Genomic DNA, 24,888 nt, shown 5'->3' on the forward strand with positions numbered 1-24,888 from the left:
CATGTCGCATGACGGGTGGCCCTCACACATCGGGGCGCGGGTGCTGGTGCTGGGCGGTATCCGCTCGGGCAAGAGCGAGTTCGCCGAGTCGTTGCTGTCGGACGCACCCTCGGTGCGCTACCTCGCGACGGCGGTGATCGGCGACGACGAGTCGTTCGCGGCCCGGGTGGCCGCGCACCGGCAGCGCCGGCCGCAGAGCTGGCTGACGGTGCAGACCGAGGGCGACCCGGCGGTGCTGCTGGGGGCGCTGGTGGAGGCGCTGCCGGAGGAGACGCTGCTCGTCGACGACCTCGGCGGCTGGGCGGCGGCGCTGCTGGGGGCCGACGGCGCCGACCAGCGGGTGCGCGAGCTCGCCGACGCGGTACGCGGCTGCCGCGCCCGCCTGGTGCTGGTGAGCCCGGAGGTGGGCCTGTCTGTGGTGCCGCCGACGGAGGCCGGGGTCCGCTTCGCCGACCTGGTGGGGCTGGCCAACCAGGCCGTGGCCGCCGCCTGCGACTCGGTGGTGCTGGTCGTCGCCGGGCAGCCGTCGTGGCTGCGCCGGCCGGGCGCGACGGACGCGCTGGAGACTTCGGAGGTGCCCGCGACCGCGCGTGCGGCGGCGGTTGCCGCGCCGGTGGCGGCGGTGCCGACGGTGGTGGCGAGCGCACCGGTGGCCAGCCCGGAGGTGGTGACCCCGACGCCGGCCGTGGCGGCTCCCTCGCAGGCGATGCAGGAGCGCACGCAGGCGCTGCCGATCGTGGCGACCGGTCTGGTGATCCAGCAGGGCATGGACCTGCCGATCCCGGACGGCGACGCCCGCGACGCCGCCCGCGACCACCTGAACCTGCTGGACATCGCGGGCAGCGGGCTGGGCAGGCTGACCGAGGTGGTGCTGTTCGCCGCCGGTGCGCAGAGCCGTGCGGTGCCCGCCCCGTGGAGCAGGCCGCGACTGCTGCTGCTGCACGGCGACCACGCGGGCGGGGTGGCTGCGGGGCAGTCCGCGTCCCGCTCGGCCCGCATCGCCGATGAGGCGCGCCAGGGCGGCGGCCCGATCGGCCTGCTCGCGGGTGAGTACGCGGTGAGCCTGCAGGTGGTGGGGGCGGCACCGGCCGCCCCGATCGAGTTCGAGGCGGCGACCTCGCTCGACGTGGTGGAGGCGGCACTGCGGCAGGGCTGGCAGCTGGCCGACGAGGCCGCTGACGGCGGCGTCGACCTGCTGATCCTGGGCTCGTGCGGCGCGGGCGCGGAGGCGGCCTCCGCCGCGATCGTGTCCGCGGTGACCGGCGCGGAGGTTCCGGCGCTGCTGGCCCGCGTGGTCGGCCCCGACGGCGCCGTCGACGACACCGCCTGGATGGAACGCTGCGGGGCGGTGCGCGACGCGCTCCAGCGGGTGCGCGGCCGGATGCTGTCGCCGAAGGAGATGCTGGCGGAGCTGGGCGGCGCGGACCTCGCGGTGGCCGCCGGGGTGATCCTGGGCGCGACCGCCCGCCGTACGCCGGTGCTGATCGACGGCCCGGTCGGCGTCGCCGCCGGTCTGATCGCCCGCGACCTGGGCAGCCCGTCGCGGCTGTGGCTGGGCATGGCCGACCACGGCCGCCACCCGACCACGATGCTCGCCGCCGACGTGCTCGGCGTGCCGCTGCTGGTGGACGTGCAGGCCGGGCTGGGCGAGGGCGCGACCTCGCTGCTCGCTCTGCCGCTGATGCGCTCGGCGCTGACCCTGGCCGCGACGCTGCCCGCGCTGCCGCCGGTGCTGGACGCGCCGCCGGAGCACCTGCAGGAGCCGGAGTCCCCGGTCGCCGACCCGGCCGCGGCCGACGACGCCCCGGCGGTCGCCGAGGTGGACCACCCGACCGACGCGCCGACCGCGGCAGAGCCGGAGACCGAGCACGCCGATGGCCGACCGTCCGCGGTGGAGTGACGGCCTGCGGCTGGCGCTGACCACGTTCACCGTCGCCCCCGTGTCCGGCCCGCAGCGGCTGGACCGGGCGGTCGGCGGCGTGGCGATGCGGCTCGCCCCGGCCGTCGGCGTGCTGCTGGGGCTGCTGCTCGGCGGTGCCCTGGCGCTGCTGGCGGCGGGGCTGCCCGCGCTGCTCGCCGGGCTGCTCGCGGTGGGCCTGGCGGCGCTGCTGACCCGGGGGCTGCACCTGGACGGGCTCGCCGACACCGTCGACGCGATCGGGTCGTACCGGTCGCGGGAGCGGGCCTTGGAGATCATGAAGTCGCCGGAGGTCGGGCCGTTCGGGGTCGTGGCGCTGGTGCTGGTGCTGGGCACGCAGGCGGCGGCGCTGGCGGCTGTCGCCGACCGCCCGCTGCCCGCGCTGCTGGCGACGGTCGCCGCGGCGGTGGCGGCAGGGCGCCTGGCGATCGCGGTGGGCTGCGCCCGGGGCGTGCCCGCGGCCAGGCCCGGCGGCATGGGCGCGCTCGTCGCCGGTACGGTCGGCCCGGCCGCCCTGGCCGTGAACACGCTGCTCGTGGCGGCCGTGGCCGTGCCCGCCGTGCCGCAGCGCCCCTGGCAGGGACCGCTCGCCGTGCTGGCCGCGCCGGCACTGGCGCTGGGGCTGCGCGCCCACGCCGTACGGCGCCTCGGCGGCGTCACCGGCGACGTGCTCGGATTCCTGTCCGAGGCGGCGACCACCGTGACCCTGCTGGCGGCGGTTCTCTTCCCGGCCGGTAGCCACTAGCATCCCGGGAATGATCGAGTCACCCCTGCTACGCGCCACGGACACCCTCATCGAGGCGCGCGCCGCGCACGATTCCGACGCGTTCGACGAGGCGCTGGAGGCGCTGTGGGCCGCGGCGCAGAACGCGGGCCCGGACGAGCTCACCGCGGCGCTGGCGCACGTCGCGCCGCTGCTGGCGGTGCTCGACGCGAGCATGGGCGGCGAGTTCGCGGTGCTGTGCGGCGCGCTCATCGAGATCGGCGCCATGTCCGACCCGCTCATGATGGTCCTGGCCGTCCGGCTGCCCGGGGTGCTGAACGACGCGGTCGGCTTCACCGACGCCTGGGCGCGCGAGGCGCCCGGGGTCGCGCTGCCCGAGCCCGACATGGAGAACTTCGACACCGCGCTGGACCTGCTGGACGCGCGGATGGCGCCCGACGAGGCCTCCCGCCTGACCGAGGCGTGGTTCTCCCTGATCTCGTGGCTGCGCTGCGCGACGACGCTGCTGCAGACCTCGCCGATGGCGCGGCAGTTCCTGCGTACCGATCCGGCGCTGCGCTCGATGGTGACCGAGCTGGAGGCCCACCGCGAGGACATGACCTGGGTGTCGGCACTGCTGGAGGTCATGGACGGCGAGCAGCTGGTGGTGCTGCACCGGGCGCAGCGGCGCGGCTACCGGGTGAGCATCGGCGGGGTGGGCGACAACTTCCAGCTGCACACGCTGCTGGCGGGGAAGCTGTCCGGCCCGGCCGAGCAGGGCCTGCTGACCGGGTACGCCGTCGATCCGGCGTGGACGGCGGTGGCCGCCGACGCGCCCCGCTCGGCGTTCGGCGGGCCGGTCCGGGGGCAGTTCAACCTGGTCGACGCGCACGGCAACTGGATCTGGAACGAGGGCACCCCGGCCGACGTCCCGCTGCTCGACGGCGTGCGCGTGGTCGTGCTCGACCCGCCGCCCTACGAGCGGACCTGGGACAACGCGCGGCGCTTCCCGCTGATGCCCGCGTGGATCACGCTGGACGAGGTGATGGGCCCCGACCAGGCCGCGGCCTGGCTGTCCCGCGTCGCCCCCGCCAAGCAGCTGGGTGCCTGACGCGGTTCACCCGGCGTCGTACTGCCGCACCAGTTTCCTGGGGGCGGTGCGGCGCCACGCCTCCACCACGAGTTCGTGCAGCTCGCCGGGGTCGACCCCGGCGAGCTCCACCCGCACCCAGCCGTACCGGCCGACGTACGCGGCGACGGAGTAGACGTGCGGCGCACCGGCGATGAGGGCGGCCTGCTCCTCCTTGCTCGCCTTGAGCGACATGGTCGGGCTGTCGGGGGCGCCGCCGGCGAACATCTTGCCGTTGACCCGCAGCGTGGGGTGGCCCCACTCGGCGACCATGACCTCCTCGCCACCGGGCAGCGCCAGCACCCAGTCGCGCACCTGCTCGTACGTCACCGCCATGGCCCCTCCCCCGCGTCTGTCAGCGGACGGAGGGCTGGACGAACGGGGGTTTGGTGACGGTCATCGTGGAGCGGCGGCCGCGCACGTCCACCTCGACGGTGTCGCCCTCGGACAGACCGGCGGCGCTGTCCAGCAGCGCCAGCGCGATACCGATCTTGCGGGTGGGCGAGAACGTGCCGCTGGTGATCTCGCCGACGACCTGGTCGCCGGCGAGCACCTGCATGTGCGGGCGCGGGATGCCCCGGTCGGTGGCGACCAGGCCCCACAGCGTCCGGCGCGGGCCCGCGGCCTTCTCGGCCACCAGCGCCGACCGGCCCCAGAACGCGGGCTTGCTCCAGCCCACCGCCCAGCCGGAGCGGGCCTGCACGGGCGTGATGTCCGACGACAGGTCCTGCCCGTGCAGCGGGTAGCCCATCTCGGTGCGCAGGGTGTCGCGGGCGGCCAGGCCGCAGGCGCGCACCGGCAGGTCGGTGCCGAACAGCGCGTCCCACACCCTGACCGCGTCGGCGGCCGGGACGACCAGCTCGTAGCCGTGCTCGCCGGTGTAGCCGGTGCGGCACACGGTCAGCTCGACGCCGTCCAGGCGCGCGGTCGTGAAGCTCATGTACTCGTGCTCGGTGGGCAGCCCGAGGCGGGCCAGCAGCTCGGCCGAGCGCGGCCCCTGCACCGCGAGCACGGCGAAGTCGCGGTGCTCGTCGGTGATCTCCAGGTCGTCGGGCGCGGCGGCGCGCAGCCGCCGGACGACCTCCGCGGTGTTCGCGGCGTTCGGGATGAGGAAGACGTGGTCCTCGCCGTGCAGGTACGCGATGATGTCGTCCACCACGCCCCCGCTCGCCTCGTCGCAGCACAGCGTGTACTGGGCCTTGCCGGGCTTGATCCGGCCCAGGTCGTTGGTCAGGCAGGCGTTGGTGAACTCGGCCGCGCCGGGTCCCGCGATCCGGGCCTTGCCGAGGTGGCTGACGTCGAAGACGCCGACCTCCTCGCGTACGGCGGCGTGCTCTTTCAGCACCCCGCCCCCGGCATACTCCAACGGCATGTCCCAGCCGCCGAACGCGGCGAACTTGGCTCCCAGCGCAGCGTGCCGCTCGTGCAGCGGCGACCTGAGCAGGGCGGTTGAGTCTTTTGAACCCACGTCGGTCATGAGCGCAACTTACCCTGGCACATACGGTTGGCTAGCATCGGCGCAGCAACCCACGTCCATCAGGAGAACTTTGTGACCACGCCCACCACGGCTCTGCCTACGCTGAGCCTCGCCGACACCGATCCCGCAGACCTGACCGTGGACGCCGTCGTCATCGGCGTGCACAGCCAGGACGGCGCCGAGGGCGCAGGTGGCGAGCTGCTGCTGGCGTCCGGGGCAGAGAGCATCGCGGCGGCGTTCGACGGCAAGCTCACCGCTACCCTGGCGGCGCTCGGCGCGACCGGGGGCGCCGGTGAGGTCACCAAGGTGGCCACCTTCGGCACCATCGCCGCGCCGGTGCTGGTCGCCGTCGGGCTGGGCGCCGAGCCCGTCGGTGCCGCCCCCGCACCGGACACGCTGCGCCGCGCCACCGCCGCGGCCGTGCGCGCCCTGGCCGGCGCGAAGAAGGTCGCCCTGGCCCTGCCCCTTTCCGACGACGCCGAGGACACCGGCGCCCCCGCCCTGCGCGCGGTCGCCGAGGGTGCGGCCCTGGGCGCGTACCGCTTCGCCGGTTACAAGGCCAAGCCTGCCCCCACCCGCAAGGACCCGGTCTCCGCGGTGTCGGTGCTGGTGCCCGACGCCAAGGAGCAGGGCGCGCAGGGCGAGCTCAAGCGCGCCGCCGTGGTGACCACCGCGGTCGCCCGCACCCGCGACTGGGTGAACGCCCCCGCCAACCTGCTGCGCCCGCCGAACTTCGCCGACGAGATCGCCGAGGCCGCCGCGAAGGCGGGCCTGGAGGTCGAGGTGCTCGACGAGCAGGACCTGATCAAGGGCGGCTTCGGCGGCGTGCTCGCCGTCGGCATGGGCTCGGCGGCCAAGCCGCGCCTGGTCAAGCTGACCTACACCCCGGCGTCGTCGACGAAGTCGGTCGCGCTGGTCGGCAAGGGCATCACCTTCGACACCGGCGGCGTGTCCATCAAGCCGCCGCAGGGCATGTGGGAGATGAAGTCCGACATGGCCGGTGCCGCGGCCGTGGCCAGCACCATGATCGCGCTGGCCGAGCTGAAGCCCGCCGTCGCGGTCAGCGCGTACATCCCGATCGCGGAGAACATGCTGTCCGGTGAGGCCTACCGGCCCGGCGACGTGATCACCATGCGGGGCGGCAAGAAGGTCGAGGTGCTCAACACCGACGCCGAGGGCCGCATGGTCCTGGCCGACGCGATCACGCTGGCCTGCGAGAGCAACCCGGACTACCTGGTCGAGACCTCGACGCTGACCGGCGGCCAGGTCGTCGCGCTGGGCAAGAAGATCTCCGGCGTGATGGGCTCGGACGCGCTGGCGCAGCGGGTGAAGACCGCGGGCGAGGTCGTGGGCGAGCCCACCTGGCCGATGCCGCTGCCGGACGACGTACGCAAGACCATGGAGTCCGACGTCGCCGACATCCTCCAGGTCAGCGCCGGGATGGAGCGCGCCGGGCACATGCTGCAGGGCGGCGTGTTCCTGCGCGAGTTCGTCGGCGAGGGCGTCGAGTGGGTGCACATCGACATCGCGGGCCCGTCGTTCCACTCGGGTGAGCCGACCGGCCACTGGAGCAAGGGCGGCACCGGCGTGCCGGTCCGCACCCTGCTGGCCCTGCTCGACGACATCGTCGCGAACGGCTGACCGGATCCGCTTTACATTGACGCTGGCCTATCTAGAGGACGTTTTCTCCAAAACAGTCCTCTAGATAGGCCAGCATCAATGCTATGTGCGCTTCGGCGCAAGCGGCCACTACTCGCTATGTGCGCTTCTGCCGGGCGTTGTAGTCGCGCATCCGCTGCGGGTAGCCGACGAGTTGGACGTCGTACACCGGCATCGCCAGCCGCTGCGCGAACTGCCGCACCGCGCCGGGGCTGGGCATGTTGCGCCGGGTCCACTCCCCGTCGTACGCGATGAGGATGACCGTGGTGCCCGTCACCGTGGTACGCGGCTCGATGAACGCCTCCACCCCCCGGCGAGATCGTACGAACTGCTCCAGATGCTGTAGATCTGACGGATTCGCCGGACGGTCGCCCGAGGGACCGCTGCCGCGACGGCGGAACCAGCCCACTGTGCCTCTCCTTCTCCGCGACGGCGTCGGAGTGAACCTACCGATGGGACACAAGACTAGCCAGACGTGTCCTTCAGCACCTCGGTGCACCGCAGCGCTGTCGGCAGTGACAAGATGGCCGGTGGTGGGCTGAGCACACGCTGGCGCGGCCCGCCCCTGGGCCTCACAGTGGCAATGACGCGACCTTGGAGCGATCGTGAGCGACACCTTTGACGTAGTCATCCTCGGCGGCGGTAGCGGCGGTTACGCCACCGCGCTGCGAGCGGCACAGCTGGGCCTGTCCGTCGCGCTGATCGAGAAGGACAAGCTGGGCGGCACCTGCCTGCACCGGGGCTGCGTGCCCACCAAGGCGCTGCTGCACGCCGGCGAGGTCGCCGACCACACCCGCGACGCGGGCCACGTCGGCATCAAGGCCGAGCTGATCGAGATCGACATGGCCGGCGTGAACGCGTACAAGGACGGCGTCGTCGCCGGCCTGTACAAGGGCCTCCAGGGCCTGATCAAGGCCGCCAAGGTCACCTACGTCGAGGGCACCGGCACCCTGGTCGCGCCGAACGCCGTCGAGGTGAACGGGCAGCGCTACACCGGCCGCAACATCGTGCTGGCCACCGGGTCGTACTCCAAGAGCCTGCCCGGCCTGGAGCTGGACGGCGAGAAGGTCATGGCCAGCGAGCACGCGCTCGTGCTGGACCGGGTGCCCGCCTCCGCGATCGTGCTGGGCGGCGGCGTCATCGGCGTCGAGTTCGCCAGCGCGTGGAAGTCGCTGGGCGCCGACGTGACCATCATCGAGGCGCTGCCGCGCCTGGTCGCCGCCGAGGACCCGGACATCTCCAAGCAGCTGGAGCGCACCTTCCGCAAGCGCGGCATCAACTTCAAGGTCGGCAAGCCGTTCGAGAAGGTCGAGAAGACCGACACCGGCGTCAAGGTGACCATCGCCGGCGGCGACACGCTCGAGGCCGAGCTGCTGCTGGTCGCGGTGGGCCGCGGCCCGGCGACCGCCAACTGCGGCTACGAGGCCCAGGGCGTCACCATGGAGCGCGGCTTCGTGCTGACCGACGAGCGCCTGCGCACCAACCTCCCCAACGTGTACGCCGTCGGCGACATCGTGCCCGGCCTCCAGCTGGCCCACCGCGGCTTCGCCCAGGGCATCTTCGTGGCCGAGGAGATCGCGGGCCTCAACCCCGCCCCGGTCGTCGAGTCGGGCATCCCGCGCGTGACCTACACCGACCCCGAGATCGCGTCGGTGGGCCTCACCGAGGCGCAGGCCAAGGAGAAGCTGGGCGCCGAGAACGTCGAGTCGTACAACTACAACCTCGGCGGCAACGGCAAGAGCAAGATCCTCAACACCCAGGGCTTCGTCAAGCTGGTGCGCCAGAAGGACGGCCCGGTCGTGGGCATCCACATGATCGGCGCCCGGATGGGCGAGCAGGTCGGCGAGGCTTCGCTGATCGTGAACTGGGAGGCCTTCCCGGCCGAGGTCGCGCAGCTCATCCACGCCCACCCGACTCAGAACGAGGCGCTGGGCGAGGCTCACCTGGCCCTGGCGGGCAAGCCGCTGCACGCGCACAACTGAGCGATTAAGCTCGCCTCGTCCTATTCCATACTGCGGATCTGCATCAACTGAGGAGTCTGAAGCAATGCCGGTATCGGTAACCATGCCGCGGCTCGGCGAGAGCGTCACCGAGGGCACCGTCACCCGGTGGCTCAAGCAGGAGGGTGACCGCGTCGAGGTCGACGAGCCGCTGCTCGAGGTGTCGACCGACAAGGTCGACACCGAGATCCCGTCGCCGGCTGCCGGCATTCTCAGCAAGATCCTCGTCGGTGAGGACGAGACCGCTGAGGTAGGGGCCGAGCTCGCTGTCATCTCGGGCGAGGGCGAGAGCCCAGCCGCCGCCGCGCCCGCTCCGGCGGCGCCCGCAGCGGCCGAGCCCGCCCCCGCCGCCCCGCAGGCTGCGGCCCCGGCCGCGCCCGCCGCCGCCCCGCAGGCCCCGGCCGCTCCGGCCGGCGCGGGCACCCCGGTGCGCATGCCCGCCCTGGGCGAGAGCGTCACCGAGGGCACCGTCACCCGCTGGCTCAAGGCCGTCGGCGAGACCATCGAGGTCGACGAGCCGCTGCTGGAGGTGTCCACCGACAAGGTCGACACCGAGATCCCGTCCCCGGTGGCGGGCACCCTGCTGGAGATCACCGTCGCCGAGGACGAGACCGCCGCCGTCGGCGCGCAGCTCGCGCTCATCGGCGCGGCCGGTGCCGCCGCGGCACCCGCCGCCCCGGCCGCGCCCGCGCCCGCCCCGGCTGCTCCGGCCCCGGCTCCGGCCGCCCCGGCACCCGTCGCGGCTCCGGCCGCCCCGGCTCCGGCTGCCCCCGCCGCTGCCGCCCCGGCGCCCGCGCCGGCGGCGACCCCGGTGGCCGCGGCTCCCGCAGCCGCCCCGGCCGCGGGCAACGCCGACGGGTACGTCACCCCGCTGGTGCGCAAGCTCGCCGCCGAGCACGGCGTCGACCTGAACACCCTCGCCGGCACCGGTGTGGGCGGCCGCATCCGCAAGCAGGACGTCCTGGACGCCGCCGCCAAGGCCAAGGCACCGGCTCCGGCCGCCGCCGCGGCCCCGGCGCAGGCCGCCCCGGCCGCCGCGCCCAAGGCCGCGCCGAGCCCGCTGCGGGGCCGCACCGAGAAGCTGTCGCGGCTGCGTACCACCATCGCCAAGCGCATGGTGGAGTCGCTGCAGGTCTCGGCGCAGCTCACCACCGTCGTCGAGGTCGACGTCACCCGGATCGCCCGGCTGCGCGAGCAGGCCAAGGCCGACTTCGTCGCCAAGCACGGCGTGAAGCTGTCCTTCCTGCCGTTCTTCGCGCTCGCGGCGATCGAGGCGCTGCGGCAGTTCCCGAACGTGAACGCGTCGATCGACATGGAGGCCGGCACGGTCACCTACCACGACGCCGAGCACCTGGGCATGGCCGTGGACACCGACAAGGGCCTCATCGTCCCGGTGATCCGCAACGCGGGCGACCTGAACCTGGCCGGGCTGTCGCGTCGCATCGCCGACGTGGCCGAGCGCACCCGTACCAACAAGATCCTGCCGGACGAGCTGTCGGGCGGCACCTTCACGCTGACCAACACCGGCAGCCGGGGCGCCCTGTTCGACACGCCGATCATCAACCAGCCGCAGGTCGCGATCCTGGGCACCGGCGCGGTCGTCAAGCGCGCCGTGGTCGTGGACGACCCGGACCTGGGCGAGCTGATCCTGCCCCGGCAGATGGTGTACCTGGCCCTGTCCTACGACCACCGCCTGGTGGACGGCGCGGACGCGGCCCGGTTCCTCAGCGCGGTCAAGGAGCGCCTGGAGGCGGGCAACTTCGAGGCCGAGCTCGGCCTGTAGAGCCACCGTCAGCGCAGGGCGTCCCGGCCTCGGCCGGGGCGCCCTGCGCCGTCTCCGGCACCCGGCCGACCGGCCGAACCGGGCGGTGCCTGCTCCGCGCGGCGCCGCCCCTCGGGCATGATTGTCGTATGCGGATCGTGGTGGCGGGAGCCTCGGGCTTCCTCGGACAGCCCTTGCTGGCGACGTTGCAGGCACACGGCCACGAGGTCGTCCAACTGGTACGCCGCCCGGCCGGGCATCCGTCGGAGCGCCAGTGGGATCCGGCCGGGCCGATCCGGCTGCCGGACGGCACCGACGCCGTGGTCAACCTGTGCGGGGTCGGCGTGGGCGACCGCCGCTGGACCGAGCAGTACCAGGCGCTGATCCTGTCCAGCCGGATCGTGCCGACCGCGACCCTGGCCCGGGCCGTGGCCGAGCAGCGCATCCCGCTGCTGGTCAACGCGTCGGGGGTGGGCTACTACGGCGACACCGGCGACCGCGAGGTGACCGAGTCGTCCCCGGCCGGGGACGACTTCCTGGCCGAGGTGTCGCAGCACTGGGAGCGAGCGACCGGCCCCGCCTCCGACGCCGGGGCCCGGGTGGTGCTGCTGCGCACCGGCTACCCGCTGCACCGCGACGGCGGGTTCCTGAAGGCCCAGCTGGTGCCGTTCAAGATGGGCGTGGGCGGGCGGCTGGGCAGCGGGCGGCAGTGGGTGCCGTGGATCTCGCTGGCCGACTGGCTGGGCGCGGCGCTGCACGTGCTCGGCGACGACCGCATCGACGGCCCCGTCAACATGGTCGGCCCCGAGCCCGTGACCAACACCCAGTTCACCAAGGCGTTCGGCGCCGAGCTGCACCGTCCCACCCTGCTGCCCATCCCCAAGGCCGCCCTGAAGATGCTGTACGGCGAGTTCGGCAACGAGGCCTTCCGCAGCCTGCGGGTGCTGCCGACGGTGCTCAAGGAGACGGCGTACCCGTACCAGCACCGCACCCTGTCCCTGGCGCTGCGCGCCGCCCTGACCGACCCCCTGCCCACCTCCGTCCCGCGGTGAGCGCCGCGGCCGCGCAGGGTGCGCGGCCGGGCGCCGGTCGGGCTCAGCGGCGCCGGGTGACGGCGGCCGCGGCCAGGGAACACAGCGCGGCACGGGCGTCGGCGGCGACCGGCAGCTCGTCGAGCACCGCCAGGGCCTGTGCCCAGCGCTGCTCGATCAGCATCTCGACCGCCTCGGGCGCACCCGTGGCGGCGATGGCCGCACGCAGCCGCCGAGCGGCGCGCTCGGTCAGGTCGGCGCGGCCGTAGAGCGAGGTGATGGTCCGGGTCTGGGCCGTGTCGGCGCGGGCCAGCGCCAGTCCGATGAGCACGGTCGGCTTGCCCTCGCGCAGGTCGTCCACGACCGACTTGCCGGTCTGCTCGGGCTCGCCGAACACGCCGAGCAGGTCGTCGCGCAGCTGGAACGCCGCGCCCAGCGGGTCGCCGAAGCGCTCGAAGCCGTCTAGCAGCTCGGCGGGCGCACCCGCGAGCGCGGCCCCGATCTGCAGCGGCCGGGTGACGGTGTACCGCGCCGTCTTGTACCTGATGACCTGCTCGGCCAGGGACAGCGAGCCGCCCGCGACGGTCAGGTCCAGGTACTGCCCGACCATCACCTCGCTGCGCATCAGCGCGAGCCAGTGCCGGGCGGCCACGACGCGGTCGCGGTCGGCACCGGCCTCCTCGAACATCTGGTCCGACCACATCGCGCACAGGTCGCCCGCGAGGATGGCCAGGCTCGCGGCCAGCCGTTCGCGCTCGGCCTTCGCCCCCCTCAGCGGCGGTAGCCCGGTGAAGGCACGGTGCAGGGTCGGTTCGCCGCGGCGCAGGTCGCTGGCGTCCATGAGGTCGTCGTGGATCAGCGCGAAGCTGTGGAAGAGTTCGAGCGCGGCCGCGGCCGCGATCACCGCGTCCTCGGCGGCGGGGTCGTGGTCCGGCCCGGCGCAGCGCCAGCCCCAGTAGCAGAACAGCGGCCGCAGGCGCTTGCCGTCGGCCAGGACGAAGCGGCGGATGAGGCTCATCGCCTCGGCGAGCCCGGACGCCCGGGTCGCCGGGGTCTGCGCTTCGAGCGCGCCCAGTTCGTCGGCGCGGTGGTTCAGGAAGTGCGCGAGCGCGGCGTCGAAACGCTGGCGCAGCGGTGCGGGCTCGGTGAGTGCGGTGCGGGTGGTGCCGGTGGCGCGGGGAGCGATCGTGGGTACGGCGCGGACGGTCGACATGGCCGGCTCCTCTCCGGCTGGGCGCCCGAGTACAGCGCTACCAACTTGACTTAGTCAATCATATAGCAAGTTGCATCAATGCATACATGACACTGAACCTCAGCCTGTCCACTCACGCGAGTGGCCCTCTCATTCATCGATGAAACGGGCCCGGACGTTACGGCGGCCGGGGGATGCACCATCCCCCGGCCGCACGCGACGGTCGCGCCGTTCAGCAGTCGCGCAGCTCCGGCGACTGGTTGCGCACCTGCGCCAGCGGCGAGACGAACTCGACGTACTCCGGGCCGCCGACGGCCGACAGGGCGAACGCCGCCACCCGGTGGCAGTTCTGGAACGCGAACTTCACGCCGAAGTGCCGCTCCACCCCGCCCCGGATCGCGTCGCTGGCCAGCGCGCGCAGCAGCTGACCGCGCTCGGCCTCGCTCGGCGGCGGCACGGCGTGCTCGCCGAACGCCGCACCCGGCTCGTCGGCCAGGCGCTGCGCGGCGACGGTGAACACCTCCCACGCGTACGGCAGCGACTGGCGGACGCAGTCGACGAACTCGGCGTCGTCGACCTGACCGGCCTCGGCGCGCTCCAGCAGTGCCACGGGCACCTCAAGGGACATGGACTTTCCTCTCTTCAGCGGTGGTGCTCGGCGAGCTCGAGCCACTGCGGCCCGAGCACGAATCCGGGGTCGACCTGGGCGGCGAGGTCCTCGCCGCTGCGGGCGTTGCCCCAGGCCTGCGCGTTGCGCAGGTGGAACTCGACGGCCTGGGCGGTGTAGCGGGCCCAATCCTTGACGCTGCCGTCCACGGCGGCGCGGATCCGGTCGAGCGCGGCCCGGTTGGCGGGCTCCAGCTCGGCGATGGGGCGCGCGACGCCCCGCTCGGCGGCGCGCACGAACGACGACCGCCCGATCCAGGTGAGCAGGTCCGCGCCGACGTGCTCCCGCAGGAAGTCGACGTCCGAGTCGTCGTCGATCTTGTTGCCGACGACGTGCACCCGCACCCCGAACTCCCGGGCGTACCCGATGTACTGCCGGTACACCCCCACGCTGCGCAGGGTCGGCTCGCACACCAGGAAGGTGGCGTCGAAGCGGGTGAACAGCCCCGAGGCGAAGCTGTCCGCGCCGGCGGTCATGTCGACCACGACGTACTCCCCCGGCCCGTCGATCAGGTGGTTGAGCAGCAGCTCGACCGCGCCGACCTTGGAGTGGTAGCAGGCCACGCCCAGGTCCTCGGTGGCGAACGGGCCGGTCACCGCCAGCCGGACCCCGCCGACGCGGCGGACCAGCCGGTCGTAGAGCGGGTTGGGCTCGGCCACCCGCAGCAGGCGCGAGCCGCGCCCCGGCGGGGTGGTCTTGACCATCGCGGCGGCCGAGGAGATCCGCGGGTTGTCCCCGCGCAGGTACTCCTTGATCTGGCCCAGGTGGTCGCCGAGGGAGGGCAGCAGGACCGCCTCGTCCTCGCTGATGCCCAGGGCCGCGGCCAGGTGCTGGTTGATATCGGCGTCGACGGCCAGCAGGGCCGCGGAGTCCTCCGCGGCCAGGTGCCGGGCCACCAGCGCCGCAAGGGTGGTCTTGCCACTACCGCCCTTGCCAACGAATGCCATCTTCATACTGCTATTGATACCCATTTTCAATAAGGGTTCAACCACCACCGGCCCGGCGTGTCCCCGCTGATAAACTGCGCCGAGTGTCGATCGCCCCGCAGCACGCCCCGCTGAACCCGCCCGCGTCCGAGCCGAGCACCCCGCCCGCGGACCCGGCACCGGCCCGTCCCCGGGCCTGGCGCGCGGATCTGCTGGTCGCAGCCGTGTCGCTGCTCACCGCGCTGTGGGTCACCAGCTCCCTGTGGGCCGATCCGGCGCACCGCGCCAGCGGCGTCAACTCCGGCGACCAGGCGTTCTTCGAGTGGCTGCTGTCGTACGGCGCGTGGGCGGTCGGCCACGGCGCCGACCCGCTCTTCACCCACCTGCTCAACGTGCCCGACGGCGTGAACCTCGCCGTCAACACCTCGATCACGGTGTACGCGGTCGCCTTCGCCCCGCTGACCTACCTGGCCGGGCCGGCCGTGACCTTCCTGGTCATCCTCACCCTGAACCTGGCCCTGAGCGCCTTCGCCTGGTATCGCCTGTTCACCCGGCACCTGGGCGCCGCCCCCTGGGCGGCCGCGGTCGGCGGCCTGTTCTGCGGCTTCGCCCCCGCGATGATCTCCCACGCCAACGCGCACCTGAACTGGACCGCGCAGTGGGTCATCCCGCTGATCATCGGGCGCTGCCTGCTGCTCGTCCGCCGCGGCAGGCCGGTCCGCGACGGCGTGATCCTGGGCCTGCTGATCGCGGTCTGCTTCTCCATCGCCGCCGAGGCGCTGTTCTTCACCGCCCTCGCCCTCGGCGTGTTCACGCTGGTCTGGGCGCTGTCCCAGCGCACGGCGGCGCGGTCGCTGGTCCGCCCGGCCCTGGCCGGGCTGGGCACCGCCGCGCTGGTCGCGGGCGTCCTGCTGGCATACCCGCTGTGGCTGCACTTCCTCGGCCCGCAGGGCTACCACGGCACCGGCTTCGACCCGAAGATCCATAACGAGGACCTCGCCGCGTACGCCGCCTGGCCGCAGCGCTCGCTCGCCGGGGCACTCGGCCTGAACGCCGAACTCGCCGCCAACCCGACCGAGGAGAACTCGTTCTTCGGCGCCCCGCTGCTGGTGCTGATCGCCGTCGGCCTGGTGCTGCTGTGGCGCCGCGCCGACGGAGCGCACCGGGCCACCCTGCGCGCCCTGGCGGTCGTCGCGGGCGCCTTCGCCCTGCTGTCGCTCGGCCCGGAACTGCGCTGGCTGCACCACCTCACCGGAGTGCCGATGCCCGAGGCGCTCGTCGGCGGCCTGCCCGTCTTCAACGCCGCGCTGCCGTCCCGGCTGGCCCTGATCGTCGCCCCGGTGTTCGGCCTGATCCTGGCCTGGCTCGGCACCGCGCTGACCCGCCCCGGCGCCGCCCGCCCGCTGCCCGGCCCGCGCTGGGCCTGGGTCGCCGCGTTCGCGGTCGCGCTGGTCCCGCTGGTGCCCACCCCGCTGCTGGCCCGCGACCGGGCCCCCGTGCCGCACTTCTTCGCCGCGGGCACCTGGCGGCAGTACGTCGCCGACGGCGGCACCGTCGTGCCCGTACCGATCACCAACGACCTGCTCCCCGACGGCCAGCGCTGGCAGGCTGCCGCCCTGACCGACGGCGGCAGCGTGTTCCGCCTGCCCGCCGGGTTCTTCCTCGGCCCCGGCGGCCCCAACGGCACCGGCCGCATCGGCCCCGTCCCGCGCCCGACGCAGACCCTGCTGGAAGAGGTCGCCAAGACCGGCACCGTCCCGCCGATCGGCGACGCCGAGCGCACCGCGCTGCGCGAGGACCTGCGGTACTGGCAGGGCTCGATCGTGGTGCTCGCCGACGACGTGCACGGCGCCCACTGGCAGACGTACCAGCCCGCCCTGCTCCAGACGATGACCGCGCTGCTCGGCGCCCCCGAGCGCGTCGACGACGTCTGGCTCTGGCACGTCCCCGCCTGACAGCGAGGATGTGGGGACCGGTCACCCGGGCGGTCTGACGGCGACGACGACGAACGGCGGCAGCGGATGGACGGCGACACGCAGGGCGGCGACGCGCGCGAGGAGCCGGTCCGGGCGTCGCTGATCCTCGACGGGCTGTGCACGGACTGGTCCGGGGTGGTCGACGAGATCGAACTGCCCGACGCCGTGGGCGGGGTGGCCGACCTGGTGCCGGTCGACGCCCGGCGCGGGCGGGGCTGGCTGGTGCTGGACGCCTCGGGCCGGATCGGGTGGTGCGACCGGGACTTCGGCGCGTACCGGCTGCTCGCCAAGTCGAGCGTGCCCGCACCGGACGACGACGAGGCACCCCAGCACGGTTTCCGGCCCGGGCGGCGGCTGCATGCCGACCCGCGCGGGCGGTACGCGGCGGTCGTGCTCGACGGCGGCAGTCGCGGGCAGGTGCTGGACCTGGCCGGGGGCCGGGTCACGATGGAGCTGTCCGCCGACGACGACAACCCGGAGACCGTGCCGTTCTCGCTGGCGTTCGCCGAGCACCGGGGGCGGCCGGTGGTGCTCCACCGGACCGCCTGGAACCGGCTGGACGTGAGCGATCCGGCCACCGGTGAACTGCTCACCGCCCGGGAGTCGCCGGCGGACGGCGACAGCGCCCACTACCTCGACTACTTCCACGGCGCGCTACTGGTCAGCCCGAACGGCGCCCGGGTGCTCGACAGCGGCTGGATGTGGCACCCGGTGGGCCTGCCCGCCGTATGGGAGCTGGGCCGGTGGCTGGAGCTCGACCCGTACGAGTCCGAGGACGGCCGCAGCCGCGTCGACGTGTGCGACCGCGACTACGGCTGGAACGCGCCCATGCTCTGGCTGGACGCGCACACGGTCGCGCTGGGCGGCGGCGGCGAGCCGGGCCGTCCCGATGTCGCCGTCTACGACGTGACCCGCACGCAGCGGCGGCACGGCCACGACTGGTGCGCCGAGACGGCACGGTTCGACGGGCCGAAGGGTGCGCTGTTCAGCGATGGCTGGCACCTGTTCAGCGCCGGCGGGTCCGGCGTGGACGTCTGGGACCCGGCGGGCGGCGCGCACCTGGGGCGGATCGACGGCATCGACCCGACCGGGCACGACCCGGTCACCGGCGACTTCGCGCAGCCGGTCACCGGCGGGGTCCGCCGCTGGCGCTACCAGCGCCCCGGCGGGCAGTAGAACCGGCGGGCGGCAGAAAGGGCACCTTCTCATCGAATGCGATGTAGAGGGTGCCCTTTCTGCTGCCTGGGTCAGCGGGACTGGCGCCAGAGGTTGCCCGGCCACCACACCACTCGGCCGAGGTCCACGGTCAGCGCCGGGACCAGCAGCGACCGCACCAGCAGCGTGTCCAGCAGCACGCCGAACGCCACCGCGAACGCGATCTCGACCACGAACACGAGCGGGAGCACGGCCAGGGCCGCGAACGTCGCCGCCAGCACCACGCCCGCCGAGGTGATCACGCCGCCGGTCACCGCCAGGCCCTTGAGCGTGCCCGCCTGGTGGCCGATCTTCCCGGCCTCCTCGCGGACCCGCGTCATCAGGAAGATGTTGTAGTCGACGCCGAGCGCCACCAGGAACACGAACGCGAACAGCGGGTACGACGAGTCGGCGCCCGGGAAGTCCAGGATGTCGGTGAACACGAACCCGGAGATGCCCAGCGTCGCCAGGTACGACAGCACGACCGTGGCGATGAGCAGCAGCGGTGCCACGATCGAGCGCAGCAGCACCATCAGGATCAGGAAGATCACGCCCAGCACCAGCGGGATGATCACGTTGCGGTCGCGCTGCGAGGTGTGCTGGACGTCCATGTTGATCGCGGTGAACCCGCCGACCTTGGCGTCGGCGCCCTCGATCGCGTGCACGCCGTCGCGCAGCCGCTGGACGGCCGCGGTGGCGGCGGGCGAGTCGGCCGCGTCGGCCAGCGTGGCGTCGATGCGGACCAGCCCGTCGACCACCTTGGGCGGCGCGCCCGGGATCGGGAACGGGCCGGTGTAGACGTGCGCCTCGGCGACGCCGGCGGTCTGCCGTACCACCGCCAGGGCCTGGTCCAGTTTGTCGGCCCGGACGACGATCTCGGCGGGGCTGCCGGTGCCGCCGGGGAAGTGCGCGTTGGTCAGCTCCTGGGCGGCGACGGAGTCCTGGTGGCCGGTGAAGCCCTCGGTCTGCGGGATGCCGTCGGCCTTGAGCTGGGTCAGCCCGGCCACGCCAGCCAGCAGCAGGAACGCGGTGGCGATCCAGACCAGCCGGGCGCGGCGCCCGACCAGGGCGGAGACCTTCGCCCAGATGCCGCGCTCCTCGGCGGGGGCGGAGCCGAACCTGGGGCGCACCGGCCAGAAGGCGACCCGGCCGAGCAGGACCAGGATGGCGGGCAGCAGGGTCAGCGAGACGAGCAGGCTGCTGGCGATGCCGATGGCCCCGACCGGGCCCAGGCCCTTGTTGGAGGCGAGGTCGGACACGAGCAGGCACAGCAGGCCGAGGATGACGGTGGCGCCGCTGGCCAGGATCGGCTCGAACGAGGCGCGCAGGGCGACCCGCATCGCGTCATACCGGCTCTCGGTGCGGCGCAGCTCCTCGCGGAAGCGGGAGACCAGCAGCATCGCGTAGTCGGTGGCGGAGCCCAGCACGAGCACGTCCAGGATGGCCTGGCTCTGGCCGGAGACGGTGATGACGTCGTTCCTGGCCAGCAGGTAGACCACGCCGTTGGCCAGGGCGAACGCCAGCCCGGCGCCGACCAGCACGACCACGGGCAGGATCGGGCTGCGGTACACGATCAGCAGGATGACCGCGATGATGCCGACGGTGACGCCGAGCAGCAGCCCGTCGATGGAACCGAAGACGGCCATCATGTCGGTGAGGATGCCGCCCAGGCCGCCGACGTGCGCCTCCAGGCCGTCGGCGGTGCCGGTGTGGTCGCGGATCCACTCGACGTACTCGACGTTCTTCTGCGCGTCGGTCTCCGAGAACAGCACGGTGACCTGCATCGACTTGCCGTCGGTCGAACGCTCGGGCATCAGCGGGACGTCGACGAGGTGCGCGCCGAGCTCCGCCTTGATCGCACGGAGCTGGTCGGCGATCGTCACCTCGTCGGCCGCGGTGAGGCCGGTGCTCCGGCCGTAGATCAGCTGCGCGGGCACGGCCTCGATCCCGGCGAACTTCTGGGCCAGGTCGAGCACGGACGTGGCCTCGGCGCTCTCGGGCAGGAACGAGGCGTTGTCGTTCTTCTGCACCTCGCTGACCTTCTGGGCCAGGCTGCCCATGCCGCCGCCGACCAGCAGCCACAGCACCAGGGCCACGGCCGGCAGCACCCAGTGCAGCCGCCGGGCCGGACCCGGCCGGTCCTCGCCCGTGCCCGGGTCGCCCACCCGGGGCTCCTTCTTCTCCCGCGTCGCCGTCATAGCGAGCCTTCCCTGTCAACTTCATAAGATGGCAGTACGTGCCACTATTTGTGAAAACTTTCACGAGCACGCTTGTGGCTCACATTACCGATCGCGAGCGGGGCACGCATTCACGGGTGCGGGTGACCCCCGCCACTGTCGGCCGCCGCGACCCGCCGCGCGAGTAGCCTGGCGACGTGACCAGCACTGCGATCCCCACGCTCGCCGTACGCCGCGCGGGCACCGTCGACTACCTGACCGCCTGGGACGAGCAGCGCCGCCTGCACGAGGGCGTCGTGGCGGGCACCGAGCCCGACACCGTGCTGCTGCTGGAGCACCCGAGCGTCTACACCGCCGGCAAGCTCACCGAACCCTGGGAACGACCGTTCGACGGCACCCCGGTCGTCGACGTCGACCGCGGCGGCAAGATCACCTGGCACGGGCCGGGCCAGATCGTCGGGTACCCCATCGTCAAGCTGCCCGTCATCCGCGGCGGCCTGGCCGACGTCGTGGCGCACGTACGCCGGACCGAGCAGATGCTCATCGACGTCTGCACCGAACTCGGCCTGGCCACCGAGCGGGTCAAGGGCCGGTCCGGGGTGTGGGTGCGCGCCGACGAGCGCGGCCCCGACCGCAAGGTCGCCGCGATCGGCATCCGCGTCGCGCGCGGCGTCAGCCTCCACGGCTTCGCCCTCAACTGCAACCCCGACCTGACCTGGTACGACCGCATCGTCCCGTGCGGCATCAAGGACGCCTCGGTGACCTCGCTGACGGCCGAACTCGGCCGCGACGTGACGGTCGACGAGGTCCTCCCCATCGTCGAACACCACCTCCCCGCCATCCTCGGCTGACCATCCCGGCCCCCGACTCCGGCCCACCCAGCGCCCAGCCACCCGGGCGACCGGCCGCCCGGCCGCCCAGCCCGTTTTCATAGACGCTGGCCTATCTAGAGGACATTTTCAAAGAATCCGTCTTCTAGATAGGCCAGCGTCGATGCTAAGTGCGGCGCGGACAGGGCGCAGCGGGGCAGGGCAGGGCAGTCAAGCGCAGCCCGAACGGCCGCGCCGCGCCCCGGCCGGACACGGCGCGGTCGAACGCGGAGCGAACGGGCGCGGCGCGGTCGCCGGGTCAGGGCGTGACGCGGTTGAGGTCGCGCGGGAAGGCGGTGACCTCGCGGATGTTGGGGGCGCCGGTGATGCGCGCCGTGAAGCGCTCCAGCCCGATGGCGAAGCCGCCGTGCGGAGGCATGCCGTGCCGGAATGCCTGGAGGTACGACTCGTACGCCGCCGGGCTCTCGCCGTGCGCCGCCAGCGCCGCGACATAGTCGCTGTACCGGTGCAGCCGCTGACCGCCGGTCACCATCTCCAGACCCCGGAACAGCAGGTCGAAGCTGTTGGACCAGCGCGGGTCGCCCGGTTCGGGGTGGGTGTAGAACGGCCGCTTGACCATCGGATACCCGGTGACGAACACGAACTCGCTGCCGTGCTCGCGCACCGCCCAGTCCCCGATCGCCCGCTCGTGCGCGGGCGCCAGGTCCGGCTCGTCCTCCGGCGCGCCCGCGATCTTCAGCGCCTCACTGAAGTGCAGGGCCGGGATCTCGGCCGGGACCTCGGGCAGGTTCAGCTCGAAGCCCAGCTCGCCGACGCGGCCGACCATCCCGGCCACCACCTCGCGCAGCACCGCCATCACGTCCCGGTGGTCGCCGACGAACCCCAGCTCCGCGTCGAGCGACGTGTACTGGGCCAGGTGCCGCGTGGTGTCGCTGGGCTCGGCCCGGAACACCGGCCCTACCTCGTACACCCGCTCGAAGACGCCGACCATCATCTGCTTGTAGAACTGCGGCGACTGGGCCAGGTAGGCCGGGCGGCCGAAGTAGTCGATCGCGAAGACGTTGGCGCCGGACTCGGTCGCGGTCGCGGTGATCTTCGGCGTGTGGATCTCGGTGAAGCCGAGGGAGTCCAGCGTCCGGCGGAACCCGCCCGTGGCGGCGGCGGCGACCCGCAGCCCGCGCGAGCGGGACGGGTGGCGCAGCGACACCGGCGCGTGGTCGAGCTGACTGGGCAGGCCCGCGGTCAGCACCGGCCGGTACAGGTCGAACGGCGGCGCCTGCGCGGGCTCGCCGAGCAGCCGTACGCCCACCTCGGTGAGCTCGACCCCGCCGGGAGCCGCCGGGTTGGCGGTCACCGTGCCCTCGACGGCGACGACGGTCTCCTCGGGCAGCGTCTCGACCAGCTCGCGCAGCCCGGGTTCGGCGATGACGGCCTGGCTCAGTCCTGCGGCGTCGCGCACGATCAGGAAGGCGACCGATTTGAGCAGCCGGCGGCGATGGATCCAGCCGGCGATGGTGATCCGTGCGCCCACGTGCGCGGGCAGCTCAGCGGAAAGGATGCGTTGCATGGGTGTTTACCTCCGGGTTCTTCCGCAACGCCATCCCCAAAGGGGTGTGGGCGGTTTGGGAACCCGCGGTGCCACCACACCTTCACCCGCGATCCGGACGGATCGGGGCCTCTTGCAGCGGGTTCGGAGCCACACGAGCACGGTCTGACCGGCTCGACCCGGGCGTCACTCCGGTGATTCGCCCCGTCCCAGCTGTTGAGCGACGACGCTAGCGGTCCGCCGCGCCGTGGGCAACCGTTTTCGGGCCGTGTCGGGCGCTGAGACGTCCGTTACCCATGCTGAGATCAAGGGGTCGTCGGCGCGTACGCTGGCCGCATGACCATCGTCGCTCCTGAGGGCCGCCGCCTGCTGCGCGTAGAGGCCCGCAACGCCGAGACGCCGATCGAGCGCAAGCCCGAGTGGATCAAGGTTAAAGCGAAGATGGGCCCGGAGTTCACCCAGCTGCACTCGCTGGTGAAGCGGGAGGGCCTGCACACGGTCTGCCAGGAAGCGGGCTGCCCGAACATCTATGAGTGCTGGGAGGACCGCGAGGCCACCTTCCTCATCGGCGGCGACCAGTGCACCCGTCGCTGCGACTTCTGCCAGATCGACACCGGTAAGCCCGCCGAGTTCGACGCCGACGAGCCCCGCCGGGTCGGCGAGTCCGTGGCGACCATGGGCCTGAAGTACGCCACCGTGACCGGGGTGGCCCGCGACGACCTGCCCGACGGCGGCGCCTGGCTGTACGCCGAGACCGTGCGCCAGATCCACAACCTGGTCCCGGGCTGCGGCGTCGAGCTGCTCATCCCCGACTTCAACGCCGTCCCCGAGCAGCTGGCCGAGGTGTTCGCGGCCGCGCCCGAGGTGCTGGCGCACAACGTGGAGACCGTGCCGCGCATCTTCAAGCGCATCCGGCCCGCGTTCCGGTACGAGCGCTCCCTCGAAGTGATCACCAAGGCCCGCGCGGCCGGACTGGTCACCAAGTCCAACCTGATCCTGGGCCTGGGCGAGGAGCGCGCAGAGGTGTCGCAGGCGCTGCGCGACCTGCACGCGGCCGGCTGCGAGCTGATCACCATCACGCAGTACCTGCGCCCGACCCCGCGCCACCACCCGGTCGAGCGGTGGGTCAAGCCGGAGGAGTTCGTCGAGCTGAGCGCCGAGGCGACCGAGATCGGCTTCGCCGGGGTGATGAGCGGTCCGCTCGTTCGCTCGTCGTACCGGGCCGGACGCCTGTACCGTCAGGCCCTGGCAGCCCGTACCGCCGCCTGAACCGTCGACATCGACCCTTAGGATCCACACCCATGGCAAAGGCCGAAGAAAAGGTCTCCTTCTTCCAGCGGTTGAAGCAGATCGGCATGGTGTTCTCGTTCACCGCCAAGCAGGACCGCTGGTTCGTGCCGCTGGTCGCGGCCGCCTCGCTGATCCCGCTGGCCGTGGCGATCACCGCCGTGCTGCTCGGCGCCGGCTGGATGTGGCTCCCCATCGGCATCCTGTTCGCGCTGCTCGCGGTGCTCATCGTGCTCAACCTGCGGTCCAACACCGCGATGATGAACATGATGGAGGGCCAGCCGGGCGCGGCGGGCCAGCTCGTCGAGCAGATGCGCGGTGACTGGCGGGTCAAGCAGGCCGTCAGCGCCACCGCGCAGATGGACGTGGTGCACCTGGTGATCGGCAAGCCCGGCATCATCCTGCTGGCCGAGGGCGCCCCGCAGCGGGTCAAGCCGCTGCTCGGCGAGCAGAAGCGCCGCCTGGCCAAGGTCATCGGCGACACCCCGCTGTACGACTACATCATCGGCACCGAAGAGGGCCAGCTGAGCATCCGCAAGCTGCGTACCACGCTGCTGCGCCTGCCTCCCCGCCTGAAGGGCAAGGACATCAACGCCCTGGACCGCGCGCTGACCGCGCTGACGGCCCGCCCACAGATGCCCAAGGGCGGCCTCCCCAAGGAGTTCCGCCCCAAGATGCCCCGCGGCCGCATGCGCTGACGCTGACGTACGGAAGGGCACCTTCTCATCGCTTGACGCGGTGGAAGGTGCCCTTTCTTATGCTTCAGTTCATCGATATCTATAAGATCCAGTAGAAAGCTTCCGGAAGAGTTCTACTGGATCTAACGTCTACGGCATGCGACGCATCACCGATCCGCAGGTGCTCAAGGGGCTCGCCCAGCCGATCCGGCAGAAGCTGTACCGGCTGCTCGTGCAGCTCGGGCCGTCGACCGGCGCGACCCTGTCCAAGCGGCTGGGGACCGATCCCGGGCAGACCAGCTACCACCTGCGCGAGCTGGCCCGGCACGGCTTCGTCGAGGACGTGCCCGAGCTGGCCCGCGACCGCCGCGAGCGCTGGTGGCGCGCCGTGCCCGGCTCCACCGGCTGGGCCCACGTCGACTTCCCCACCCCGGAGGGCCAGGCCGTCGCCGCGGCGGCCAAGGCCCAGGTCGTCATCGACGAGTTCGAGCGGGTGCGCGCGTACGAGCGCGGCCGCGACACCTGGAGCCCCCAGTGGCAGGCCGCCGCGACCAGCAGCGACTCGTTCCTCCGGCTCACCCCGGACGAGTTGGGCGAGCTGACCGCCGAACTGCACGAGGTGCTCGTGCGCTGGGCCGGCCGCGGCCGCGAACGTGCCGCCGCCCCGGACCCGGACCCCGACCGCGAGCACGTCTTCCTCTTCTTCCACGCCTTCCCCGAGCGTCCCTGAGCACCGG

At 72.9% G+C, this 24,888-nt stretch carries 21 protein-coding genes; 13 read left to right on the plus strand and 8 right to left on the minus strand.

Annotation, left to right across the window (positions count from 1 at the left end):
* The first annotated feature begins 1 nt into the window (after position 1).
* The 3 genes from Cs7R123_RS11830 to Cs7R123_RS11840 are packed head-to-tail and all read left to right on the plus strand — an operon-like array spanning position 2 to position 3,732.
* The gene (locus tag Cs7R123_RS11830; protein ID WP_212826015.1) at positions 2-1,900 is read left to right on the plus strand and encodes a bifunctional adenosylcobinamide kinase/adenosylcobinamide-phosphate guanylyltransferase; all 1,899 of its coding nucleotides are present in this window, start codon (positions 2-4) and stop codon (positions 1,898-1,900) included.
* Positions 1,875-2,663: an adenosylcobinamide-GDP ribazoletransferase gene (locus Cs7R123_RS11835; RefSeq protein WP_212826017.1), complete on the plus strand. Its 789-nt coding sequence runs from the start codon at positions 1,875-1,877 to the stop codon at positions 2,661-2,663. Before Cs7R123_RS11830 ends, Cs7R123_RS11835 begins: the two co-directional genes overlap by 26 nt.
* A gap of 10 nt (positions 2,664-2,673) precedes the next feature.
* Positions 2,674-3,732, plus strand: a complete 1,059-nt coding sequence (locus tag Cs7R123_RS11840; protein ID WP_212826019.1) for a hypothetical protein — start codon at positions 2,674-2,676, stop codon at positions 3,730-3,732.
* Between the two features lie 6 nt (positions 3,733-3,738).
* Here Cs7R123_RS11840 and Cs7R123_RS11845 read toward each other — a convergent pair whose 3' ends face one another.
* Positions 3,739-4,086: an MmcQ/YjbR family DNA-binding protein gene (locus tag Cs7R123_RS11845; protein WP_212826021.1), complete on the minus strand. Its 348-nt coding sequence runs from the start codon at positions 4,084-4,086 to the stop codon at positions 3,739-3,741.
* A 19-nt stretch (positions 4,087-4,105) separates the two neighbouring features.
* Complete coding sequence (gene gcvT, locus Cs7R123_RS11850; protein ID WP_212826023.1) at positions 4,106-5,227, minus strand: glycine cleavage system aminomethyltransferase GcvT; 1,122 nt, start codon at positions 5,225-5,227, stop codon at positions 4,106-4,108.
* A 72-nt stretch (positions 5,228-5,299) separates the two neighbouring features.
* On the opposite strand from gcvT, the gene Cs7R123_RS11855 reads away from it, so the two are divergent.
* The gene (locus Cs7R123_RS11855; protein ID WP_212826025.1) at positions 5,300-6,868 is read left to right on the plus strand and encodes a leucyl aminopeptidase; all 1,569 of its coding nucleotides are present in this window, start codon (positions 5,300-5,302) and stop codon (positions 6,866-6,868) included.
* Between the two features lie 115 nt (positions 6,869-6,983).
* Here the strand turns inward: Cs7R123_RS11855 and Cs7R123_RS11860 are convergent, their stop codons facing one another.
* Positions 6,984-7,295: a hypothetical protein gene (locus Cs7R123_RS11860; protein WP_212826027.1), complete on the minus strand. Its 312-nt coding sequence runs from the start codon at positions 7,293-7,295 to the stop codon at positions 6,984-6,986.
* A 196-nt stretch (positions 7,296-7,491) separates the two neighbouring features.
* Between Cs7R123_RS11860 and lpdA the strand changes: the two genes are divergently transcribed.
* The 3 genes from lpdA to Cs7R123_RS11875 all read left to right on the plus strand — a co-directional run bounded on the left by lpdA (position 7,492) and on the right by Cs7R123_RS11875 (position 11,700).
* A complete protein-coding gene (gene lpdA, locus Cs7R123_RS11865; protein ID WP_212826029.1) occupies positions 7,492-8,868 on the plus strand; it encodes a dihydrolipoyl dehydrogenase in 1,377 nt (458 codons plus the stop codon).
* Between the two features lie 64 nt (positions 8,869-8,932).
* The gene (gene sucB, locus Cs7R123_RS11870) at positions 8,933-10,669 is read left to right on the plus strand and encodes a 2-oxoglutarate dehydrogenase, E2 component, dihydrolipoamide succinyltransferase (protein WP_212826030.1); all 1,737 of its coding nucleotides are present in this window, start codon (positions 8,933-8,935) and stop codon (positions 10,667-10,669) included.
* Between the two features lie 128 nt (positions 10,670-10,797).
* A complete protein-coding gene (locus tag Cs7R123_RS11875) occupies positions 10,798-11,700 on the plus strand; it encodes a TIGR01777 family oxidoreductase (RefSeq protein ID WP_212826032.1) in 903 nt (300 codons plus the stop codon).
* Positions 11,701-11,743: 43 nt separating this feature from the next.
* On the opposite strand, the gene Cs7R123_RS11880 is transcribed toward Cs7R123_RS11875, so the two are convergent.
* The 3 genes from Cs7R123_RS11880 to Cs7R123_RS11890 all read right to left on the minus strand — a co-directional run bounded on the left by Cs7R123_RS11880 (position 11,744) and on the right by Cs7R123_RS11890 (position 14,485).
* On the minus strand, positions 11,744-12,892 hold the full coding sequence (locus Cs7R123_RS11880) for a polyprenyl synthetase family protein (RefSeq protein WP_212826034.1): 1,149 nt from the start codon (positions 12,890-12,892) through the stop codon (positions 11,744-11,746).
* 211 nt (positions 12,893-13,103) lie between these two features.
* Positions 13,104-13,499 carry an SCO5389 family protein gene (locus tag Cs7R123_RS11885; RefSeq protein ID WP_212826036.1) on the minus strand — a complete coding sequence of 132 codons (396 nt, stop codon included), beginning with the start codon at positions 13,497-13,499 and terminating at the stop codon, positions 13,104-13,106.
* A gap of 14 nt (positions 13,500-13,513) precedes the next feature.
* Positions 13,514-14,485 carry an ATP-binding protein gene (locus Cs7R123_RS11890; protein WP_244871768.1) on the minus strand — a complete coding sequence of 324 codons (972 nt, stop codon included), beginning with the start codon at positions 14,483-14,485 and terminating at the stop codon, positions 13,514-13,516.
* A gap of 83 nt (positions 14,486-14,568) precedes the next feature.
* On the opposite strand from Cs7R123_RS11890, the gene Cs7R123_RS11895 reads away from it, so the two are divergent.
* Both Cs7R123_RS11895 and Cs7R123_RS11900 read left to right on the plus strand, forming a co-directional pair.
* On the plus strand, positions 14,569-16,419 hold the full coding sequence (locus Cs7R123_RS11895) for a DUF2079 domain-containing protein (RefSeq protein ID WP_374706936.1): 1,851 nt from the start codon (positions 14,569-14,571) through the stop codon (positions 16,417-16,419).
* A gap of 66 nt (positions 16,420-16,485) precedes the next feature.
* Positions 16,486-17,616, plus strand: a complete 1,131-nt coding sequence (locus Cs7R123_RS11900) for a hypothetical protein (protein WP_212826040.1) — start codon at positions 16,486-16,488, stop codon at positions 17,614-17,616.
* Positions 17,617-17,687: 71 nt separating this feature from the next.
* Here Cs7R123_RS11900 and Cs7R123_RS11905 read toward each other — a convergent pair whose 3' ends face one another.
* On the minus strand, positions 17,688-19,694 hold the full coding sequence (locus Cs7R123_RS11905) for an MMPL family transporter (protein ID WP_244871994.1): 2,007 nt from the start codon (positions 19,692-19,694) through the stop codon (positions 17,688-17,690).
* A gap of 314 nt (positions 19,695-20,008) precedes the next feature.
* Here Cs7R123_RS11905 and lipB point away from each other — a divergent pair, with 314 nt between their 5' ends.
* On the plus strand, positions 20,009-20,662 hold the full coding sequence (gene lipB, locus Cs7R123_RS11910; protein ID WP_212826044.1) for a lipoyl(octanoyl) transferase LipB: 654 nt from the start codon (positions 20,009-20,011) through the stop codon (positions 20,660-20,662).
* Positions 20,663-20,939: 277 nt separating this feature from the next.
* Here lipB and aspS read toward each other — a convergent pair whose 3' ends face one another.
* Positions 20,940-22,208: an aspartate--tRNA(Asn) ligase gene (gene aspS / locus Cs7R123_RS11915; protein ID WP_212826046.1), complete on the minus strand. Its 1,269-nt coding sequence runs from the start codon at positions 22,206-22,208 to the stop codon at positions 20,940-20,942.
* Positions 22,209-22,523: 315 nt separating this feature from the next.
* Here aspS and lipA point away from each other — a divergent pair, with 315 nt between their 5' ends.
* The 3 genes from lipA to Cs7R123_RS11930 all read left to right on the plus strand — a co-directional run bounded on the left by lipA (position 22,524) and on the right by Cs7R123_RS11930 (position 24,881).
* Entirely contained in the window at positions 22,524-23,456 is a 933-nt protein-coding gene (lipA, locus tag Cs7R123_RS11920) for a lipoyl synthase (protein WP_212826048.1), read from the plus strand.
* A 32-nt stretch (positions 23,457-23,488) separates the two neighbouring features.
* Complete coding sequence (locus tag Cs7R123_RS11925; RefSeq protein WP_212826050.1) at positions 23,489-24,172, plus strand: DUF4191 domain-containing protein; 684 nt, start codon at positions 23,489-23,491, stop codon at positions 24,170-24,172.
* 136 nt (positions 24,173-24,308) lie between these two features.
* Positions 24,309-24,881 (plus strand): helix-turn-helix domain-containing protein, encoded by a 573-nt coding sequence (locus Cs7R123_RS11930; protein ID WP_212826052.1) that lies wholly within the window; start codon positions 24,309-24,311, stop codon positions 24,879-24,881.
* The last annotated feature ends 7 nt before the right edge of the window (positions 24,882-24,888 follow it).

The sequence above is a fragment of the Catellatospora sp. TT07R-123 genome (assembly GCF_018327705.1).
In the GTDB taxonomy this organism is placed as follows: Bacteria; Actinomycetota; Actinomycetes; order Mycobacteriales; family Micromonosporaceae; genus Catellatospora.

Bases quoted from the DNA above. Each gene is read 5' to 3' on its own strand.
- Cs7R123_RS11830 (WP_212826015.1), top strand. From the start codon at position 2: ATGTCGCATGACGGGTGGCCCTCACACATCGGGGCGCGGGTGCTGGTG.
- Cs7R123_RS11835 (WP_212826017.1), top strand. From the start codon at position 1,875: ATGGCCGACCGTCCGCGGTGGAGTGACGGCCTGCGGCTGGCGCTGACC.
- Cs7R123_RS11840 (WP_212826019.1), top strand. From the start codon at position 2,674: ATGATCGAGTCACCCCTGCTACGCGCCACGGACACCCTCATCGAGGCG.
- Cs7R123_RS11845 (WP_212826021.1), bottom strand. From the start codon at position 4,086: ATGGCGGTGACGTACGAGCAGGTGCGCGACTGGGTGCTGGCGCTGCCC.
- gcvT (WP_212826023.1), bottom strand. From the start codon at position 5,227: ATGACCGACGTGGGTTCAAAAGACTCAACCGCCCTGCTCAGGTCGCCG.
- sucB (WP_212826030.1), top strand. From the start codon at position 8,933: ATGCCGGTATCGGTAACCATGCCGCGGCTCGGCGAGAGCGTCACCGAG.
- Cs7R123_RS11875 (WP_212826032.1), top strand. From the start codon at position 10,798: ATGCGGATCGTGGTGGCGGGAGCCTCGGGCTTCCTCGGACAGCCCTTG.
- Cs7R123_RS11880 (WP_212826034.1), bottom strand. From the start codon at position 12,892: ATGTCGACCGTCCGCGCCGTACCCACGATCGCTCCCCGCGCCACCGGC.
- Cs7R123_RS11885 (WP_212826036.1), bottom strand. From the start codon at position 13,499: ATGTCCCTTGAGGTGCCCGTGGCACTGCTGGAGCGCGCCGAGGCCGGT.
- Cs7R123_RS11890 (WP_244871768.1), bottom strand. From the start codon at position 14,485: ATGGCATTCGTTGGCAAGGGCGGTAGTGGCAAGACCACCCTTGCGGCG.
- Cs7R123_RS11900 (WP_212826040.1), top strand. From the start codon at position 16,486: ATGGACGGCGACACGCAGGGCGGCGACGCGCGCGAGGAGCCGGTCCGG.
- Cs7R123_RS11905 (WP_244871994.1), bottom strand. From the start codon at position 19,694: ATGGGCAGCCTGGCCCAGAAGGTCAGCGAGGTGCAGAAGAACGACAAC.
- aspS (WP_212826046.1), bottom strand. From the start codon at position 22,208: ATGCAACGCATCCTTTCCGCTGAGCTGCCCGCGCACGTGGGCGCACGG.
- lipA (WP_212826048.1), top strand. From the start codon at position 22,524: ATGACCATCGTCGCTCCTGAGGGCCGCCGCCTGCTGCGCGTAGAGGCC.
- Cs7R123_RS11925 (WP_212826050.1), top strand. From the start codon at position 23,489: ATGGCAAAGGCCGAAGAAAAGGTCTCCTTCTTCCAGCGGTTGAAGCAG.
- Cs7R123_RS11930 (WP_212826052.1), top strand. From the start codon at position 24,309: ATGCGACGCATCACCGATCCGCAGGTGCTCAAGGGGCTCGCCCAGCCG.